The sequence below is a fragment of the Enterobacter cloacae complex sp. HYC033_NIDB genome (assembly GCF_056673335.1).
The window spans coordinates 2,129,539-2,146,603 of sequence record NZ_CP115123.1; the positions used below are offsets into that span (position 1 = coordinate 2,129,539).

The 17,065-nt window shown below is 54.6% G+C and carries 17 protein-coding genes; 9 read left to right on the forward strand and 8 right to left on the reverse strand.

The window, feature by feature from the left end; genetic code table 11:
* Positions 1-39 precede the first annotated feature (39 nt).
* Positions 40-1,407 (reverse strand): anaerobic C4-dicarboxylate transporter DcuC, encoded by a 1,368-nt coding sequence (dcuC, locus tag O1721_RS10190; protein WP_017694321.1) that lies wholly within the window; start codon positions 1,405-1,407, stop codon positions 40-42.
* 339 nt (positions 1,408-1,746) lie between these two features.
* Between dcuC and O1721_RS10195 the strand changes: the two genes are divergently transcribed.
* From O1721_RS10195 to cspE, 7 genes are all read left to right on the forward strand, one after another.
* A complete protein-coding gene (locus O1721_RS10195) occupies positions 1,747-2,148 on the forward strand; it encodes a hypothetical protein (RefSeq protein WP_032647677.1) in 402 nt (133 codons plus the stop codon).
* 53 nt (positions 2,149-2,201) lie between these two features.
* A complete protein-coding gene (locus O1721_RS10200; protein WP_032647679.1) occupies positions 2,202-2,495 on the forward strand; it encodes a copper-binding protein in 294 nt (97 codons plus the stop codon).
* Between the two features lie 11 nt (positions 2,496-2,506).
* Entirely contained in the window at positions 2,507-3,763 is a 1,257-nt protein-coding gene (locus O1721_RS10205; RefSeq protein WP_032647681.1) for a TolC family protein, read from the forward strand.
* On the forward strand, positions 3,760-4,959 hold the full coding sequence (locus O1721_RS10210; protein ID WP_032668737.1) for an efflux RND transporter periplasmic adaptor subunit: 1,200 nt from the start codon (positions 3,760-3,762) through the stop codon (positions 4,957-4,959). Before O1721_RS10205 ends, O1721_RS10210 begins: the two co-directional genes overlap by 4 nt.
* The gene (locus tag O1721_RS10215; RefSeq protein ID WP_032647685.1) at positions 4,956-8,072 is read left to right on the forward strand and encodes an efflux RND transporter permease subunit; all 3,117 of its coding nucleotides are present in this window, start codon (positions 4,956-4,958) and stop codon (positions 8,070-8,072) included. The genes O1721_RS10210 and O1721_RS10215 overlap by 4 nt, the downstream gene beginning before the upstream one ends.
* Positions 8,073-8,233: 161 nt before the next feature.
* The gene (pagP, locus tag O1721_RS10220; RefSeq protein ID WP_032647688.1) at positions 8,234-8,809 is read left to right on the forward strand and encodes a lipid IV(A) palmitoyltransferase PagP; all 576 of its coding nucleotides are present in this window, start codon (positions 8,234-8,236) and stop codon (positions 8,807-8,809) included.
* A gap of 190 nt (positions 8,810-8,999) precedes the next feature.
* A complete protein-coding gene (cspE, locus tag O1721_RS10225; RefSeq protein ID WP_002439184.1) occupies positions 9,000-9,209 on the forward strand; it encodes a transcription antiterminator/RNA stability regulator CspE in 210 nt (69 codons plus the stop codon).
* A gap of 219 nt (positions 9,210-9,428) precedes the next feature.
* Here cspE and crcB read toward each other — a convergent pair whose 3' ends face one another.
* Complete coding sequence (crcB, locus tag O1721_RS10230) at positions 9,429-9,812, reverse strand: fluoride efflux transporter CrcB (protein ID WP_017382474.1); 384 nt, start codon at positions 9,810-9,812, stop codon at positions 9,429-9,431.
* A 67-nt stretch (positions 9,813-9,879) separates the two neighbouring features.
* Between crcB and O1721_RS10235 the strand changes: the two genes are divergently transcribed.
* Together O1721_RS10235 and tatE are read left to right on the forward strand one after the other, a co-directional pair.
* Positions 9,880-10,668, forward strand: a complete 789-nt coding sequence (locus O1721_RS10235; protein ID WP_032103123.1) for a deaminated glutathione amidase — start codon at positions 9,880-9,882, stop codon at positions 10,666-10,668.
* Positions 10,669-10,793: 125 nt separating this feature from the next.
* On the forward strand, positions 10,794-10,997 hold the full coding sequence (gene tatE, locus O1721_RS10240; RefSeq protein ID WP_003858723.1) for a twin-arginine translocase subunit TatE: 204 nt from the start codon (positions 10,794-10,796) through the stop codon (positions 10,995-10,997).
* A gap of 79 nt (positions 10,998-11,076) precedes the next feature.
* Here the strand turns inward: tatE and lipA are convergent, their stop codons facing one another.
* The 6 genes from lipA to rlpA all read right to left on the reverse strand — a co-directional run bounded on the left by lipA (position 11,077) and on the right by rlpA (position 17,059).
* Positions 11,077-12,042: a lipoyl synthase gene (gene lipA / locus O1721_RS10245; protein WP_006809637.1), complete on the reverse strand. Its 966-nt coding sequence runs from the start codon at positions 12,040-12,042 to the stop codon at positions 11,077-11,079.
* A gap of 207 nt (positions 12,043-12,249) precedes the next feature.
* Positions 12,250-13,203, reverse strand: coding sequence for a YbeF family transcriptional regulator (locus O1721_RS10250; protein ID WP_032647690.1), 954 nt, complete (start codon positions 13,201-13,203; stop codon positions 12,250-12,252).
* A 291-nt stretch (positions 13,204-13,494) separates the two neighbouring features.
* Positions 13,495-14,136, reverse strand: coding sequence for a lipoyl(octanoyl) transferase LipB (lipB, locus tag O1721_RS10255; RefSeq protein WP_017382471.1), 642 nt, complete (start codon positions 14,134-14,136; stop codon positions 13,495-13,497).
* Between the two features lie 94 nt (positions 14,137-14,230).
* Positions 14,231-14,494 (reverse strand): DUF493 family protein YbeD, encoded by a 264-nt coding sequence (ybeD, locus tag O1721_RS10260; RefSeq protein ID WP_003858718.1) that lies wholly within the window; start codon positions 14,492-14,494, stop codon positions 14,231-14,233.
* A gap of 107 nt (positions 14,495-14,601) precedes the next feature.
* Positions 14,602-15,813, reverse strand: a complete 1,212-nt coding sequence (gene dacA / locus O1721_RS10265; protein WP_003858714.1) for a D-alanyl-D-alanine carboxypeptidase DacA — start codon at positions 15,811-15,813, stop codon at positions 14,602-14,604.
* Positions 15,814-15,952: 139 nt separating this feature from the next.
* Positions 15,953-17,059: an endolytic peptidoglycan transglycosylase RlpA gene (gene rlpA, locus O1721_RS10270; RefSeq protein ID WP_023303295.1), complete on the reverse strand. Its 1,107-nt coding sequence runs from the start codon at positions 17,057-17,059 to the stop codon at positions 15,953-15,955.
* Between the last annotated feature and the right edge of the window lie 6 nt (positions 17,060-17,065).

Sequence of the window (17,065 nt, forward strand, 5' to 3'; positions counted from 1 at the left end):
AAGCGCCCGCAGGCGCTTTTTGGAAATCAGGAATTTCGCTTAGGCAGCGCCGGGAACCAGCACTTCGGTGGCGATAATAACGATAATCAGGCCAACCAGCACCGGCACTGACGTGCGTTTTACCACTTCAAACGGAGAGATTTTCGCCATCCCCGCAACCGCAACCACCACGCCCGATACCGGAGAAATGGTACGACCCAGGTTGGAAGCCTGAAGCATTGGAATGGACAGGTAAGCCGGGTTGATGCCGGAGGAGTGCGCCAGCTTAGGGATCATCTCAACAAAGGCGTAGAACGGCGCGTTACCGGAGCCGGTGGTCATCGCCGCCAGCATGGTCAGCACCACCAGCACCAGCATCAGGATAATGCTGGCCGAGCCGAACGAGGTGGCGATAGAGATCAGGCTCTGAATAAAGCCGATGGTGCTCAGCCCCTGGGCAAACACCCCCGCGGCAACCAGCAGCATCACCACGCCCGCGAAGGCATCCGCCATACCGCGGAAGGCAACTTCCAGACCCGTGAACACTTTCTGGGTGTTAAAACTACGAACGAATTCCAGGATGGCCGCCAGCAGCATACAGATCACCAGGATAGTGATGATGTGCAGCTGCGGGCCCCATTTGCCGTCGAAAATAAGCACGCCAATAATCGGCGTGAAGGGCAGGATGGAATAAAACGCTGGGGCGGTAGTGGTGATTTCGCTGACGTCCATCATTTCATGGCTGACGTTCTCTTTCTTATCGAGATAGCGCTGCCAGAAGAAATGCGCCACGCCCATGCCGAGAATAGCGGTGATGGAGATCGGCAGTGTGGTTTTGAAGGCGAAGTCAATCAACGACATTTCCGCGGCTTTTGCGGCCAGCACTACGTCACCGGAAGTAGGGGAAAGAATAATCGCCGCCGGAGAGGCGCAAATAGCCGCCGCTGCGCCACGGCTGATCCCGACGTTAACCATTACCGGGAATAACGTTGCCATTAACAGCACGCCAAGGCCCGTTGCTGAGGAAACGGCTAATGACATCAGACAGGCCAGAAAATAGGCCGCGACCATCAGCAGATAGGGGGAATTAATATATTGCAGCGGCTTAGAAGCCAGCTTGACCACCATATCATTCGCGCCGATATGGGTCATATAGGCAGCAAAACCGCAGAGCATCATGATCATCATGCCCAGATCGCCGCCGCGGCTCATCAGCAGAATTTTTATATATTCCACAATATCGGTAGCGGTATATCCGGTGCTGGCTTCGCTGGCGGGTAAAACCTGATGACCCATTAGCGCGCTAATGATCAGCAGCGTCAGGCCGCCGACAAATAGCACGCCGGTGGCTGAGTAACCTTTAATGATGTAGCGTGCTACACCAACAATGACCACGACTCCAATGAGGAGTTCGAGAAAAGTAAGCATGATTTCCCCTGTATCCTTGCTGCCCGAGAGACAAATAATCAATAAAAAAGAAGCTGAAATGTGCCGAATAAATGTCCAGTCCTTGCTGATTAAAATCAAGAAAGAGACTACTAAAGGCACTGATGACGATATTTTTGCTAACCCTGCGTCATTTATATTAAGACGTTATTGACCTGATGAATAGATATTATATGTCATTAAATTGATGGTGAAGTGTTAAGGTTTTGAGTATTACTTGCCGACAATCGATTTAAAACGTAAATCTCTTTAAAACCACTTCTCTTTCATTCTTTTGCCTGCTTATACTCGGTTCACTTTCTCCTGTCCGACGATCTGAATATGCACGCCAGCTGGACATATCGCCTGCGCTTTATCAAAAAACATCTGCTGATGTTTTTGCTGGCGTTTGGCTGGCTGTTGATCCAGAGTCAGGTGGCCGTCGCCTCCCATCAATGTTCAATGGATTTGCGCGGTGAGGTGGCCACTATCCAGCATATGGACATGATGGCGCAACCGGGGCCGCATTATGCTGCTGGTGCTTCACCGCTGTGTGAAAAGCATTGTGTGCCGGATCAGGTACAAAAAGATCCTGCCCAGCCGCATCTGGTGGCGCTGCCTGCCGCCATGACCCTGACCTTAACGACCCCAGAGTGCTCGTCTGCAAGCCATCCTGCGTGGTCCGTTACCCCTCCTGCTGTGGGGCCGCCGGCAACGATCCGCTATTGCCGGTTTCGGGAGTAAAAACCTGTTAATTCGTTGATTTTATTTACTTAACGTTTAACAGGAGTTTTATCATGCGTACCGTATTCCTTTCCGCGCTGGTTGGCGCGTCCGTCTCTTTCGCTTCTTATACCGTTCAGGCAAACCAGACCTGGCAGGGCCGCGGCGTGGTTCAGTCGATCTCTGACAGCGCCGTCATGCTCCGGCACGAGGCCATACCAGAACTAAAATGGCCAGCAATGACCATGCCGTTTACTTTATCTGCCGGCGCCACGCTGAATGACGCCAAACCAGGGGATGAAGTGACCTTCACGCTTGAGCGTGCGGGTGACGGTTTCCAGATTATCTCGCTGACGCCAGCACGCTAAGCGAGGTCACCATGAAACAACACACACTGAGCCTGTGGCTCGGTGGGGTGTTGTTCGGCCTGTTAACCTCCGCCGCGCAGGCGGAGCCGTGGACGCTCGAACACACCCTGACCGAAGCCCAGCGCTACTCGGCAGAACTCTCTGCCAGCCGTAACGAAGCGCAGGCGCTGGATGCGATGGCGGATTCCGCCACGCAATTACCTGACCCAAAACTGAAATTCGGTATCGAAAACGTGCCGGTACAGGGCAGCAACGATCGGCGGCTGACGCGCGAAGGGATGACCATGCAGAAGGTTGGCATCATGCAAAGCTACGTCAGCTCAGAGAAGCGGGAACGTAAAGCGCAGACCTTTCAGGCGCAGGCGCGAAGCGTGCTGGCAAAATCCGAAGCCGTCCGCGCCGCGCTTCAGCGTGATACCGCCCAGGCCTGGCTGGATCTGGCGCTGGCCCAGCAGGCGCTGAACACGGCCAGAACGCTGGTCCGTGAAACCGAACGCCAGCGGGGCGTGCAGAAGGCGAGCGTCGGGGCGGGAAGCGCCACGCCGGACAGCGTACTGGCCCTGCAAATGATCCTCAGCGCCATGCGCGACAAAGAGACGCTGGCGCAGCGGGATGTGCAGCTGGCGCAAAGCCGTCTGCTTGAGCTTACGGGGCACGCGATTACGGCGGTTCGCGGTCCGCTGCCGCGCTATCAGCGTCTTCCTGCCGATGAAAAAACGTTGCAGGAGGGGATCGTCAGGCACCCGGAAGTGGAGGCCGCACGACGTGAAGCCGAGACCGCGAAAGCGCGTTCAGCGCAATCTGCCGTGGCGGCGATACCCGATGTGGATGTGGAGGTCTATTACGCCCACCGCGCCGAAGGCTATGACGATATGGCTGGCGTGATGTTCAGCGTGGATCTGCCTTTGTTCCAGTCAAAACGTCAGGACAAGGATTACGCCGCCGATGTTTCCCGCTCAATGCAGGCGGTGGATCAACTGACGCTGCTCAAACGCGAACACATTGCCCAGGTGCAAACGCTGGTGGCGCAGTATCAGGCTGCGCAAACGGTGTGGCAGCGACAGCGGGACGAGGTACTACCGTTGCAGCGTCAACGGCTGGCGGTACTGACGGCGCAATATCGCTCTGGACAGTCGGCGCTTCCGGCCCTGCTGGAGGCGCGTCGTGGCGTACTGGATATGGAACTGGCGGTGAACCAGGCGGAGCGCGAAATGGCGCGAACCTGGGCTGCCGTGAACTGGCTGATCCCGCAGGAGCTGGCGCAATGAAAAAAACAACGTTAATGGCGATTGCCATCGCGATAGCTGCCGCTGGCGGCTATTTTGTCGGAAAGAAGCAGACGCATCAGCCGGCTGCGGCTGCACAACCCTCTGAACGTAAGGTGCTTTACTGGTACGACCCTATGGTGCCCGGTCAGCGCTTCGATAAGCCGGGTAAATCCCCCTTTATGGATATGGATCTGGTCCCGCGCTACGCCGATGAAGCACAGGCGGCGTCAGGCGTGGTCATCAGCACTCAACAGCAGCAAAACCTGGGGATGAAAACCGCCAACGTTGAGATGCGCCAGCTGGTTTCGCCGTTCTCGGCCTTTGCCACGGTTGCAACGGATGAACGTAACGTCTCGGTGGTGTCAGCCCCGGCCAATGGCGTGGTGTCAAAATTGTTTGTTAATGCGCCACAGCAGCAGGTGAAAGCCGGAGAGGCGCTGGCGCAACTGTGGATCCCGCAATGGACCACCGCCCAGCAGGAGTACCTCGCGGTTCGTCAGCTTGGCGATGCCGCATTGACCCGCGCCGCACGCGAGCGGCTGGCGTTGCAGTTTATGCCGGAAGAGGTCATTCGTTTGCTGGAGCGTAGCGGTAAGCCGCAGACCACGCTCACCCTGCGCGCTGACCGGGCGGGCTATGTGGTGAAGCTGGACGTGCGGGAAGGGGCGCAAATCACCGCAACGGCGCCGCTGTTTGAGATCGCCAGCCTCGATCCGGTCTGGCTGGTGGTCGACTACCCGCAAACGCAGGCGCAGTCTCTGGCAGTGGGCAGCAACGTGGTAGCAACGTCAGAAAGCTGGCCGGGGGAGCAATTCCACGGCACGGTCAGCGAATTGCTGCCGCAGATGGAGACGACCACGCGAACCCTGAAAGCCCGTATCGTGCTGGAAAATACCGCACATAAGCTGAAGCCAGGCATGTACCTCTCCGTCAGGCGTGCGGAAGAGATGAAAGGCCCGCCGGTGCTGGCGGTGCCGGAAGAGGCGGTGATTAACAGCGGAGAGTCTGCGCGTCTGCTGCTGGCCACCGGGGACGGTTATTTCCAGCCTGTGACGGTGACAACCGGCCTGACGGCGCAGGGCTGGACGGCGATCCTGTCCGGGGTCAAAGAGGGCGATAAGGTGGTGACGTCCGGGCAATTCCTCATTGATTCCGAAGCCAGCCTGCGTAGCGTGATGCCGGAGGTGACGCCATGATTGCCGCTGTGATTCGCGCCTCGTTGCGTAACCGCCTGCTGGTGATCCTGGCCGCGCTGATCATGGCCGGCTGGGGCTGGTGGGCGGTGCAGCGCGCGCCGCTGGACGCGTTGCCCGATCTGTCTGATGTGCAGGTCATTATCAAAGCGAGTTACCCCGGAAAAGCGCCGCAGGTGATTGAAGATCAGGTGACCTGGCCCCTGACAACCTCCATGTTGTCTGTGCCGGGAGCTAAAACCGTGCGTGGTTTTTCAATGTTTGGTGACGCTTATGTGTATGTGCTGTTTGAGGATGGCACCGATCTCTACTGGGCGCGATCCCGGGTGCTGGAATATTTAAGCCAGGTACAGGCGCAGTTTCCGCCAGGCGTGAAGGTGTCGCTGGGGCCAGATGCGACGGGCGTGGGCTGGATCTACGAATATGCGCTGATCGACCGTAGTGGAAAACACAGCCTGGCAGATCTGCGGGCCCTTCAGGACTGGACGCTTAAGTTCGAGCTTAAGACGGTACCGAATGTATCTGAAGTGGCAAGCATTGGCGGAATGGTGCGTCAGTATCAGATCGTGGCGGACCCGGCGAAGATGCGCGCGCGGAATATTACCCACAGCCAGCTATCCGGCGCGGTGCAGGCCGCCAATAAAGAGAGCGGCGGCGCCCTGCTGGAGATGGGCGAAGCGGAGTATATGGTGCGGACAACGGGCTATTTGCGCTCGCTGGAGGATTTTCGCAATGTGGTGATCGCCACCCGCGATGGCGTACCTGTCCTGCTGAAAGATGTCGCCACCATTGGCATTGGCCCGGAGATCCGCCGGGGCGTGGCGGAGCTTAACGGTGAAGGGGAGGTCGCTGGCGGCGTGATCGTGATGCGCTACGGGCAGAATGCGCTGGAAACGCTTCGTGCGGTAAAAGCGAAACTGAGCGAGCTGCAAAAAACGCTGCCGCAGGGCGTCGAGATTGTTCCGGTCTACGATCGTTCCACGCTGATTGAGGAATCGGTCAAAACGCTGACGCACAAGCTGCTCGAAGAGTTTGCCGTGGTGGTACTGGTGTGCGCGCTGTTCCTTTTCCACCTGCGCTCCGCGCTGGTGGCGATGGTCTCTCTGCCGCTGGGGATCCTCGGTGCTTTTGTGGTGATGCACTATCAGGGCATTAACGCGAATATGATGTCGCTCGGCGGGATCGCCATTGCCATAGGGGCGATGGTGGATGCGGCAATTGTGATGATTGAAAACATGCACAAGGTGCTGGAGCAGTGGCGGCATGATAATCCGGGCAAGGAGCCCGCGCCGGGGGAATACTGGCGTCTGGCGGAAAAGGCGGCGGTTGAAGTGGGACCGGCGCTGTTTTGCAGCCTGTTAATCATCACGCTGTCATTTATACCGGTTTTTTCGCTGGAAGCGCAGGAGGGGCGAATGTTCTCGCCGCTGGCGTTCACCAAAACCTGGTCGATGGCCGTGGCCGCCGGGCTTGGGATCACCCTGGTGCCGGTGCTAATGGGCTTTTTCATTCGCGGGAAAATCCCGGATGAGAAGGCAAACCCGATCAACCGCCTCCTGATCCGCCTGTATGAGCCGCTGCTGGACAAGGTACTGACCTTCCCGAAAATGACGCTGGCACTGGCATGTCTGCTGCTGATCGCCACGCTCTGGCCGCTGAGCCGCCTGGGAAGCGAATTTATGCCGCCGCTGGATGAAGGGGATTTACTCTATATGCCCTCCACGCTGCCGGGGATCTCTGCTCGCGAGGCATCGCGGCTGCTTCAGCAGACGGACCGCTTGATCAAAAGCGTACCGGAGGTCGCGAGCGTGTTTGGCAAAGCCGGTCGCGCGGAGTCGGCAACCGATCCCGCGCCATTAACCATGCTGGAAACAACCATTCACTTTAAGCCCCGCGAGCAGTGGCGGCCAGGAATGACGCCGCAAAAGCTGGTGGAGGAGCTTGATAAAACCGTGTCGCTGCCGGGTATTGCCAATGTGTGGGTGCCGCCTGTCCGTAACCGCCTGGACATGCTGGCAACCGGGATCAAAAGCCCGGTCGGCATTAAGGTGAACGGCAATAATATTGCCGACATTGAGCGTGTGGCCCGGCAGATTGAGCAGGTGGTGAAGGACGTTCCTGGCGTCTCCTCTGCGCTGGCGGAGCGTCTGGAAGGCGGGCGCTACGTGGATATTCGTATCGACCGGCAAAAAGCCGCGCGCTACGGCGTTTCCGTCGATGAACTGCAAAGCCTGGTCTCCACGCTGGTCGGGGGCGATAACATTGGCGAGGTGATCCAGGGACGCGAGCGGTATCCCATCAACCTGCGTTATCCCCGCGATTTGCGTGATAACGTCGACACGTTGCGGGTGTTGCCGGTAGTGACCGCCAGCGGTAGCCAGGTGGCGCTGGGGGAATTGGCCGATATCGTCGTGACGGAAGGCCCACCGATGCTCAAAAGTGAAAACGCGCGCCTTTCCAGCTGGATCTACGTGGACTTGCGCGGGCGCGATCTGAAATCCGCCGTGGATGAAATGCAAAAACGGGTGGAGGAGAAGGTGGTATTGCCGCAGGGCGTGTCTCTCTCCTGGTCCGGGCAGTTTGAATATCTGGAACGGGCGACCGCGACGCTCAAAATAGTTTTACCTGTCACGCTGATGATTATATTCGTCCTTTTATGGTTAACCTTCAGGCGGATATCAAATGTCCTGATAATAATGGGGACATTGCCTTTCGCGCTTATTGGGGGCGTGTGGTTACTGTGGCTGCTTGAATATAATTTGTCAGTGGCGGGGGCCGTCGGTTTTATCGCCCTTTCCGGGGTGGCGGCAGAATTCGGCGTAATTATGGTTCTTTATTTGAATCATGCGCTTGATAAATATCACAGGCTGGAGCCAGAAGGGGGAAATACGGTGCTGATGCGGGCGATCCACGAAGGAGCCGTGCTGCGCGTGCGTCCGAAGGTGATGACGGTCGCCACTATTATGGCGGGACTGCTGCCCATCATGTGGGGCAGTGGGAGTGGCTCAGAGGTGATGCAACGTATTGCCGCGCCGATGATTGGTGGCATGGTAACGGCACCGTTATTGTCGATGCTAGTTATTCCCGCACTTTATAAATTGTTACATCAACGTTAAATGTGTCAACTGCATGTGCTTATTCAGGCATGCAGTTTATGTATCCTCAGATTATTCCCAGGAACGGGATGGTAATTAGGAATAACACCCATGCTGTTAAGCGTTCATTCAAGTATTCTGTGTTAAGGTCTGCACCGAATACTAAATATGGTAATGGCATTGTGATTGTACGAATTAAATTCCCCCTGATTTTATTGTTTATTATTGGGCAGTTATCGTTTGCGTCTGCGGTTAATGCAGAGAGCAATACAGCGGATAAAGGCTGGTTCACCACCTTCACGGATAACGTGGCGCAAACATGGAATGAACCTGAGCATTACGATCTCTATATTCCGGCCATTACCTGGCATGCACGTTTCGCCTACGATAAAGAAAAAACAGACCGTTATAACGAGCGTCCGTGGGGGGCCGGCTTCGGTCAGTCTCGCTGGGATGAAAAAGGTAACTGGCATGGCCTGTACCTGATGGCGTTTAAGGACTCCTACAATAAATGGGAGCCTATTGGTGGCTACGGCTGGGAAAAAACCTGGCGTCCGTTATCAGACGACAACTTCCGTCTGGGGCTGGGCTATACGGCAGGGTTCACGGCGCGTGATAACTGGAAATACATTCCTGTTCCGGTACTGCTGCCGCTTGCCTCCATCGGCTATGGTCCGGCAACGTTTCAGATGACCTACATACCGGGTACCTATAACAACGGTAACGTTTACTTTGCCTGGATGCGGTTTCAGTTTTAACTGAATTTTTCTGCTAAATCGGCCAAAAAACGCACAGACATTGAAATGTAAAGGATAAAAATCGAACAGCGAAAATTAACGCGACTTTTGTCACTTTTTATCAAAGATCCGCTGGACAAAACGCCTCACAATTGTTGTACTGATACCCGACACAGCATTTGTGTCGTTTTTTAATGTAAAGGTAATTTTGATGTCTAAGATTAAAGGTAACGTTAAGTGGTTTAATGAGTCCAAAGGATTCGGTTTCATTACTCCTGAAGATGGCAGCAAAGACGTGTTCGTACACTTCTCTGCAATCCAGTCTAATGGTTTCAAAACTCTGGCTGAAGGTCAGCGCGTAGAGTTCGAAATCACTAACGGTGCCAAAGGCCCTTCTGCTGCTAACGTAATCGCTCTGTAATTCAGACGCGTCAGCAAGAATTTCAAAACCCGCTCAATGAGCGGGTTTTTTTCGTTCTGAATCAACCAATAAGATAGATCTTCAGGAAGCTGGCGACAATCGCGACGCTTAGCAATACCATAACCACGCCTGACAGAGTTTCTTTCATGCTATCACCCTCGTTCAATATTGAGCCAAGAGTGACAGAGAAAAATTAAGCCAACATTAAGGTTGCCGCGCTTAATGTCCGCTGGCGGAGGAAAATAACCAGAATGCGATCGCAGTCATCGCAAACGAGCCAAGCATGTTAACGGCAATGTTGGTCAGCGCCCAGCCCATCCGGCCTTCCTGAAACAGAAATACTACCTCCGCAGAGAAGGTAGAAAACGTTGTTAAGCCGCCGCAGAAACCAGTTGTAATCAGAACCTTCCACATAGGGTCGATGTTGGTCATGCGATTAAACCAGGCCAGCCCCATCCCAATAATAAACGCCCCGATCAGATTTGCCGCCAGTGTCCCCATCGGAATGGCCTGATGCAGGGGGTTAAACCGCATGCTTAAGAGCCACCGCGCAACGCTACCCGTGCCTCCACCAATAAAAACGGCTATAAGTAGTTGTAACACTGTCAATACCTGCTATTTGCTGTGTAAGTGCGTCGAGTGTAACGCTATTTTTAACCGGGAGACAATTATGTATGTTGCAGTAGGGCAGTTCGCGGTGACGCCGGACTGGAATGAAAACGCGGAAAAATGCGTCTCCCTGATGCATCAGGCGAAGCAAAAAGGGGCGTCGTTGCTGGTACTTCCTGAGGCGTTACTGGCCCGTGATGATGGCGATCCAGACCTGTCGGTAAAGTCTGCGCAAACGCTGGAAGGGGCGTTTCTGAAACGACTGCTGGCCGAAAGCGTTGGCAACACGCTCACCACCATCTTGACGGTCCATATTCCGTCCTCGCCGGGGCGCGCGGTAAACACGCTGGTGGCGATACGTGAGGGTGCCATCGTCGCGAGCTACGCCAAACTTCATCTGTATGATGCGTTCAGCGTTCAGGAGTCGCGCCTGGTCGATCCGGGGAGTGTAATTCCGCCGCTGATTGAGGTCGAGGGTTTTAAGATTGGCCTGATGACCTGCTACGATATCCGTTTTCCCGAGCTGGCGCTGAACCTGGCATTGCAGGGGGCAGAGGTGCTGGTTCTGCCCGCCGCGTGGGTCAAAGGACCGCTTAAGGAGCATCACTGGGCGACGCTGCTGGCAGCACGTGCGCTGGATACCACCTGTTACGTGGTAGCCGCGGGTGAATGTGGTAACAAAAATATCGGGCAGAGCAGGGTTGTCGATCCGCTGGGGGTGACGGTTGCGGCAGCAGCGGAGACGCCTGCGTTATTGCTGACGGAGATAATTTCCGCCCGAATAGCGCTTGCGCGTCAGCAATTACCTGTTCTGCGCAACCGCAGGTTTGCGCCACCGCAATTAATGTGATGTTTTTTTCAACAATGCTTGATTCACCTTGTTACAGATTGCTATTGTGTGCACGCGCCAAATGACCGTTAATACGTTCAGGTTTTTTGGCGGAATGCAGCCTGTTTCATGTAAAGAAGGTATTTATGGGTGAGATTAGTATTACCAAACTGCTGGTGGTTGCCGCACTGGTCGTCCTGCTGTTCGGTACCAAGAAGTTACGCACGCTGGGTGGAGACCTGGGTGCTGCCATTAAGGGCTTTAAGAAAGCAATGAACGATGACGACGCGGCAGCGAAGAAAAGTGCCGAAGATGACATCACTGCACAGAAGCTTTCACACAAAGAGTAATGGCAATGCTGCAAGGCTTGCATAAAAAACCGGCTCACGAGGCCGGTTTTTTGTTTTACTGTAAATAAATTTTACAGCTTTATTTCACTTCTTCGCCCTTCGCCTGCATATCGGCGTGATAAGAGGAGCGAACAAACGGACCGCACGCGGCATGGGTAAAGCCCATCGCCATCGCTTCGGCTTTCATTTCATCGAACTCATCCGGGCTCACGTAACGCTGTACAGGCAGGTGGTGACGGCTTGGCTGGAGGTACTGGCCCAGCGTCAGCATGGTGACGCCGTGGCGGCGAAGATCGCGCATCACTTCAATGATCTCAGCGTTGGTTTCACCCAGGCCGACCATCAGGCCAGACTTGGTAGGAATATGCGGATGGGCTTCTTTAAAGCGTTCCAGCAGCTTCAGCGACCAGTTGTAGTCTGCACCGGGACGTACCTGACGGTAGATACGCGGTACATTCTCCAGGTTGTGGTTGAACACGTCTGGTGGCGTCGCGGTCAGGATATCGAGCGCGCGATCCATACGGCCACGGAAGTCTGGCACCAGCGTCTCAATCTTAATGTTCGGGCTTTTTTCGCGGATGGCGGTAATACAGTCAGCAAAATGCTGAGCACCGCCATCGCGCAGATCGTCACGGTCAACGGAGGTGATAACAACATAACGCAGCGCCATATCGGCAATCGTCTGCGCCAGTTTTTGCGGTTCGTTTGCGTCAGGCGCAACAGGACGGCCATGGGCAACGTCACAGAACGGACAGCGGCGGGTGCAGATGGCACCCAGAATCATAAATGTCGCGGTACCGTGATTGAAACATTCAGCAAGGTTAGGGCAGGAGGCCTCTTCACAGACAGAGTGAAGGCCATTTTTGCGCATCGCCGCTTTGATCCCCTGGATACGCGAAGAGTCGGCCGGAAGTTTGATTTTCATCCATTCCGGTTTTCTTAACAGCGCCTCGCGCTCTGTAGCCACGTTTTTAACCGGGATAAGGGCCATTTTATCGGCATCGCGGTATTTAACACCGCGTTCCATCACAATGGGTTTACTCATAGCGTGCGTGTTCCAGTTGCGAATATCGAAGGAAAGCGTTTCAATTCAAGGGAATGTTGTAATTATCAACTATTTTTGAACGAACGACAGGCAGTATATCATTTAAAGGGGCGATAAAGCAGCCTGCCAGGTCGCCAATTTGTAAAATAGTTGTTGTTTTGTGCCTTTTGCCCCGCTTGCGGCAGGGGCTTGTGCTGAAAGGCGGGATCAGAACGCCTGGCGGATCACGTTAATGACGTTTTCCAGCACCGGATCGCGCAGGCTTAGCTTGTTATAATGCAGTGAGATTTCAACAGATTCCGTCGTAAGTTGACTCAATGGAATGCTCTCCAGCGGCCAGCATTTTTGAAGCAGAGTGAAGAGACGCACAGGCATAATACAGAGCAAATCGCTGCTGCCAATCAGGGCCGCAAGGGTAAACATATTGTAACTGCTGAAGCTGATCAGACGGTCCGGGAACAGTTCGTCAATACGCTGGCGCAGCGGATCCGGACCCTGCCCCTCGGACATAAAGGTTGCATGTTCGTAATGACGCAAATTTTCAGGCGTCAAAGCTGCGCCCAAAGCAGGATGACTCTGACGACATACGAGCGCCAGAGAGTCGGTATAGAGAACGTTATGCCCTAATGCCCTGGCCGCGAAGCTGTTGCTGTCGATGATAAGGTCCGTCTGGAATTGTGCCAGCTGAGTTTCCGGATCGTTAACGGGCACGTTGCGGATCAGCAGCTGTGGCGCATGCTGTTTAACAGCCTGGTAAATAGCGGGCATGACCAGAACGCCCACAGAGGGAGAGGTGCCTATGGTGATGGTTCGTTGCTTATCGTAACTGCCGGTGAGATCCAGCGCGCCCAGAATCGATTCCAGACCCTGGCTGATGTACTCATGCAGATGGGTGGCGTACGCGGTGGGGGTTACGCCCTGGCCTTTACGAATAAATAAGGGATCGGGAAATATCGCGCGCAATTTTTGAATTGACTGGCTAATAGCGGAGGGCGTGAGATTAAGAATTTTCGCAGCATTAACGATACCTTTGTGGACATATACCGCCTCAAAAATAGTCAATAAATTGAGATCAATATTACGTAAAGTCCGGAAAATTTGCGGCTTATCTTCGCCGCTGGTTTCATTCAGGCGTTTGGCTGGTAAATTAGTAGGCTCCACGCTCTTACTCCGTATCCATTCACAATATGAATGATAGTTGAATTTATTTATTATGCTTGCAGAGATTCGTAAAGTGTTTCGTAAGTTTCCCTTGTTTATCGAAAACAAGCAGTTGGGTGATTATCACGCACGTTACACGATACCCGGTGATGGTACTATTAAGGTTATAATTAATATGGGACGCTAATATATGGGCGACTCGAAAATATAGAATATGCGGTTTATTGTAAAGCGTAAATGCGGCAATTAAGCAGTGGCTGGTCAAATAACCGAGCCACTGCCGGAAGTGTGTTAAGCAGCAATATATTCGTAGTCAGGATTGTTAAGCAGCGCTAAAAACTTCTTCAGAAGCACGGGGCGGATATTCTCAGGGGTGGCGGTATCGACCCACTGGCGCATTTGCGTCATTTCCATACCGGCATACCCGCATGGGTTGATGCGCTGGAAAGGGGTCAGATCCATATTGATATTCAGCGCCAGCCCGTGGAACGAGCAGCCTTTACGGATACGCAGCCCCAGCGAACAGATCTTCATCTCTCCAACATAGACGCCCGGGGCATCGGCGCGAGGGTGAGCATCGATACCGTACTCAGCGAGCGTGTTCACCACGGTTTGTTCCAGTAAGGTCACGAGCTCACGCACGCCCAGCTTTCTGCGTTTCAGGTTAAGCAGGACATACATGACCTGCTGGCCCGGGCCGTGGTAGGTCACCTGTCCACCGCGATCGCTCTGGATCACCGGGATATCACCCGTCATCAATAAATGTTCGGCTTTTCCTGCCTGGCCTTGAGTAAACACCGGCAGGTGTTCAACCAGCCAGATTTCATCAGGGGTAGTGTCATCGCGCATATCGGTAAAGTCATGCATAGCCTGAGAGACTGGCTCGTAAGGCTGTAGCCCAAGATGGCGGACAAGAATTTTATCCTGGTACAAAAGGACGTCTCCGAAGACAAGGGAGAATAGGTAACGGGGAGTATATCACAGCGGGGAAGTGGGTTACCCGGCAAACCGGGTAACCGCTGAGGGACTACAGCACCATACGAACAATTTCGATATTGCCGAGCTCTTCGTACAGCGTCTCAACCTGCTCAATGTGTGTCGCAGTGATGGTGATTGAGACCGAGTGGTAGTTACCTTTGCTGCTCGGTTTGACTGATGGAGAGTAGTCACCCGGCGCATGGCGCTGTACCACTTCAACCACCTGATCAACCAGCTCAGGTTTCGCCAGACCCATTACTTTGTAAGTAAAAGGGGTAGGGAATTCAAGCAGTTCGTTAAGTTTGGTTTTCATGTCAGCTCCGGCGTGTGTATAAAAAATAATAACTCCCGCCACGGGGCGGGAGTTTTACTGATACGTAGTATATGGGGATCAAAATCACACTTTCAAGTGTTCGATTTTTAACCAAACCAGTGATGGAACATCAGCTTAATGTAATCAATGATTTTGCCGAAGAAATTGCCTTCAGGAATTTCCTCCAGCACCACCAGCGGGCGCTGATCGATGGTTTTGCCATCCAGCTGGAAGTTAATCGTACCCACGACCTGATTCTTTTGCAGCGGGGCGTGCAGCTCGGTGGTATTCAGCACGTAGCTGGCTTTCAGATCTTTCATACGACCGCGTGGGATCGTCAGATAGAGATCTTTGTCCACGCCCAGGGAAGCGCGATCGTTATCGCCAAACCAGACAGGTTCAGAGGCAAATTCTTTACCGGCTTTCAGCGGGTTCACGGTTTCGAAGAAGCGGAAGCCCCAGGTCAGCAGCTTTTTGCTTTCCGTTTCGCGGCCTTTAAACGTACGTCCCCCCATCACAGCAGAGATCAGACGCATCTGGCCTTCAGTGGCGGAGGCCACCAGGTTATAGCCGGCTTTATCGGTGTGGCCAGTTTTGATGCCGTCGACGTTCAGGCTGTTGTCCCACAGAAGGCCGTTACGGTTGGTCTGACGAATGCCGTTGAAGGTGAACTCTTTCTCTTTGTAGATAGAGTACTCGTTTGGCACATCGCGGATCAGCGCCTGACCGATCAGCGCCATGTCACGCGCGGAGCTGTACTGACCCTCGGCGTCCAGGCCGTGAACGGTCTGGAAGTGGCTGTTTTTCAGGCCCAGGGCGGAGACGTAGCTGTTCATCAGGCCCACAAACGCGTCCTGGCTGCCCGCTGCAAAATCGGCCATGGCCACGCAGGCGTCGTTACCGGACTGCAAGTTGATGCCACGGATAAGCTGAGAGACCGGAACCTGCATGCCTGGCTTCAGGAACATCAGCGATGAACCTTTGAACACCGGGTTGCCGGTTGCCCACGCATCGTTACCGATGGTCACCAGGTCGGTTTCTTTGAATTTGCCTGCTTTCATGGCCTGGCCGATAACATAGCTGGTCATCATTTTGGTCAGGCTGGCCGGATCGCGGCGGGCATCGGCGTTCTGTTCTGCCAGAACTTTGCCGGAGTTGTAATCAATCAGGATGTAGGATTCCGCGTCGATCTGCGGAACGCCAGGGATCATGGTCTTGATGTTCAGGTCGTCCGCGTGAGCTGCGGAGAACGCAGCAGCGCAAAGGGCCGTGGTCAGCGCCATGCGCTGCACAAAACGAGCAGAAAAAGTGGTCTTCATGGTCAGAACTACGACATCCGTGATGGAATTAAAAAAAGTGCCTTACTATAGCAAATGCTATACGGGCAGGCATCCGACTTTCATCATGAGAGTGTTAACGTGCTTTACACAAACTGACATTTCGGATACCACCGAATAATTATTTTGCAACAGCGATAAACGACTGGAGCTGCGCCTCGCTCTGCAAACGCTGTTGCAGGGACGCTGCCTGCGATTTGCTGGCAAATGGACCCATCTGGATACGCCATACCGCACCGTTTTGCTCAACGCGGCCTGGCACGCCAAACTGCTTGCTTAAACGCTGCTGATATTGCTCTGCACGGGTCCGATCGCTGACGGCGCCAACCTGAACCACGTAGCTGCCGCTCGCCGTCGCAGGCGCCGCAGTCTGCGTAGCAGCAGGCGCGGTCACCGGGGCGGGTTGTGTAGCGGGTGCAGCAGCGACGGGCGCAGGCGCTGGGGCAGGTTCATTTGATTCAATTACGCCCGGCGCTAACGTGGTGGGTGCGCCAAGGAAACCACTGCTTTTCACCGGGGCGCCGGTCGCGTCTTCACTTTGCAGCGTATCGTTGCTGATAGCGCGCACTTCACCCTGCGGCTGTGCGGGCTCTGCCGGCGTTGAAGCGCCCCCCATACCACCGCTCAGATCCGGGCGAGCGGGCAGGGCATAGGTCTGTTTCGCGACCGTGGTACAGGCCGTGCCCGGGCCAGACAGTGAACCATCCTGCGCCACGATAATCGGGTCGATACGCACTTTAGTATTGTTTGAGGTGTTCAGACGGTCGGCAGCCGCCCGGGACAGGGAGATCACGCGATCGGTGCCGTAAGGACCGCGATCGTTGATACGCACCACGATCATTCGGCCATTCGCCAGGTTAGTGATGCGTGCATAGCTCGGGACAGGCAACGTCGGGTGTGCCGCCGTGATCTGCATCGGATCGAAGGTTTCACCCGACGCGGTCAGATTGCTGCCGGGCTCAGCGTCATAGATGGCAGCAAAGCCAGCCTGGCTGAAACGGGAAGGATCCTGAACGATTTTATAGCTTTTACCGTCGCGCTGATAATCCTGATTCACGCTGGCGTTCAGCGGTTCATAAACGGGATCGGCACCGCTAATCTCAACAATCGGGCCATTACAGACCGCAGGCTGCGGCGGCGCGACGGTTGCCTGTTGCTGACCATCATCACTTGTACAGGCGGCAAGTAAACTTGCTGCGATGCAGATCCCCAGCCACTGCTTACGCATTGCGAT

Excerpts from the sequence above, each read along its gene's own strand:
- O1721_RS10215 (WP_032647685.1), top strand. The coding sequence starts at position 4,956 with ATGATTGCCGCTGTGATTCGCGCCTCGTTGCGTAACCGCCTGCTGGTG.
- O1721_RS10195 (WP_032647677.1), top strand. The coding sequence starts at position 1,747 with ATGCACGCCAGCTGGACATATCGCCTGCGCTTTATCAAAAAACATCTG.
- O1721_RS10200 (WP_032647679.1), top strand. The coding sequence starts at position 2,202 with ATGCGTACCGTATTCCTTTCCGCGCTGGTTGGCGCGTCCGTCTCTTTC.
- O1721_RS10235 (WP_032103123.1), top strand. The coding sequence starts at position 9,880 with ATGTATGTTGCAGTAGGGCAGTTCGCGGTGACGCCGGACTGGAATGAA.
- tatE (WP_003858723.1), top strand. The coding sequence starts at position 10,794 with ATGGGTGAGATTAGTATTACCAAACTGCTGGTGGTTGCCGCACTGGTC.
- O1721_RS10210 (WP_032668737.1), top strand. The coding sequence starts at position 3,760 with ATGAAAAAAACAACGTTAATGGCGATTGCCATCGCGATAGCTGCCGCT.
- dcuC (WP_017694321.1), bottom strand. The coding sequence starts at position 1,407 with ATGCTTACTTTTCTCGAACTCCTCATTGGAGTCGTGGTCATTGTTGGT.
- ybeD (WP_003858718.1), bottom strand. The coding sequence starts at position 14,494 with ATGAAAACCAAACTTAACGAACTGCTTGAATTCCCTACCCCTTTTACT.
- lipA (WP_006809637.1), bottom strand. The coding sequence starts at position 12,042 with ATGAGTAAACCCATTGTGATGGAACGCGGTGTTAAATACCGCGATGCC.
- cspE (WP_002439184.1), top strand. The coding sequence starts at position 9,000 with ATGTCTAAGATTAAAGGTAACGTTAAGTGGTTTAATGAGTCCAAAGGA.
- dacA (WP_003858714.1), bottom strand. The coding sequence starts at position 15,813 with ATGAAGACCACTTTTTCTGCTCGTTTTGTGCAGCGCATGGCGCTGACC.
- rlpA (WP_023303295.1), bottom strand. The coding sequence starts at position 17,059 with ATGCGTAAGCAGTGGCTGGGGATCTGCATCGCAGCAAGTTTACTTGCC.
- O1721_RS10205 (WP_032647681.1), top strand. The coding sequence starts at position 2,507 with ATGAAACAACACACACTGAGCCTGTGGCTCGGTGGGGTGTTGTTCGGC.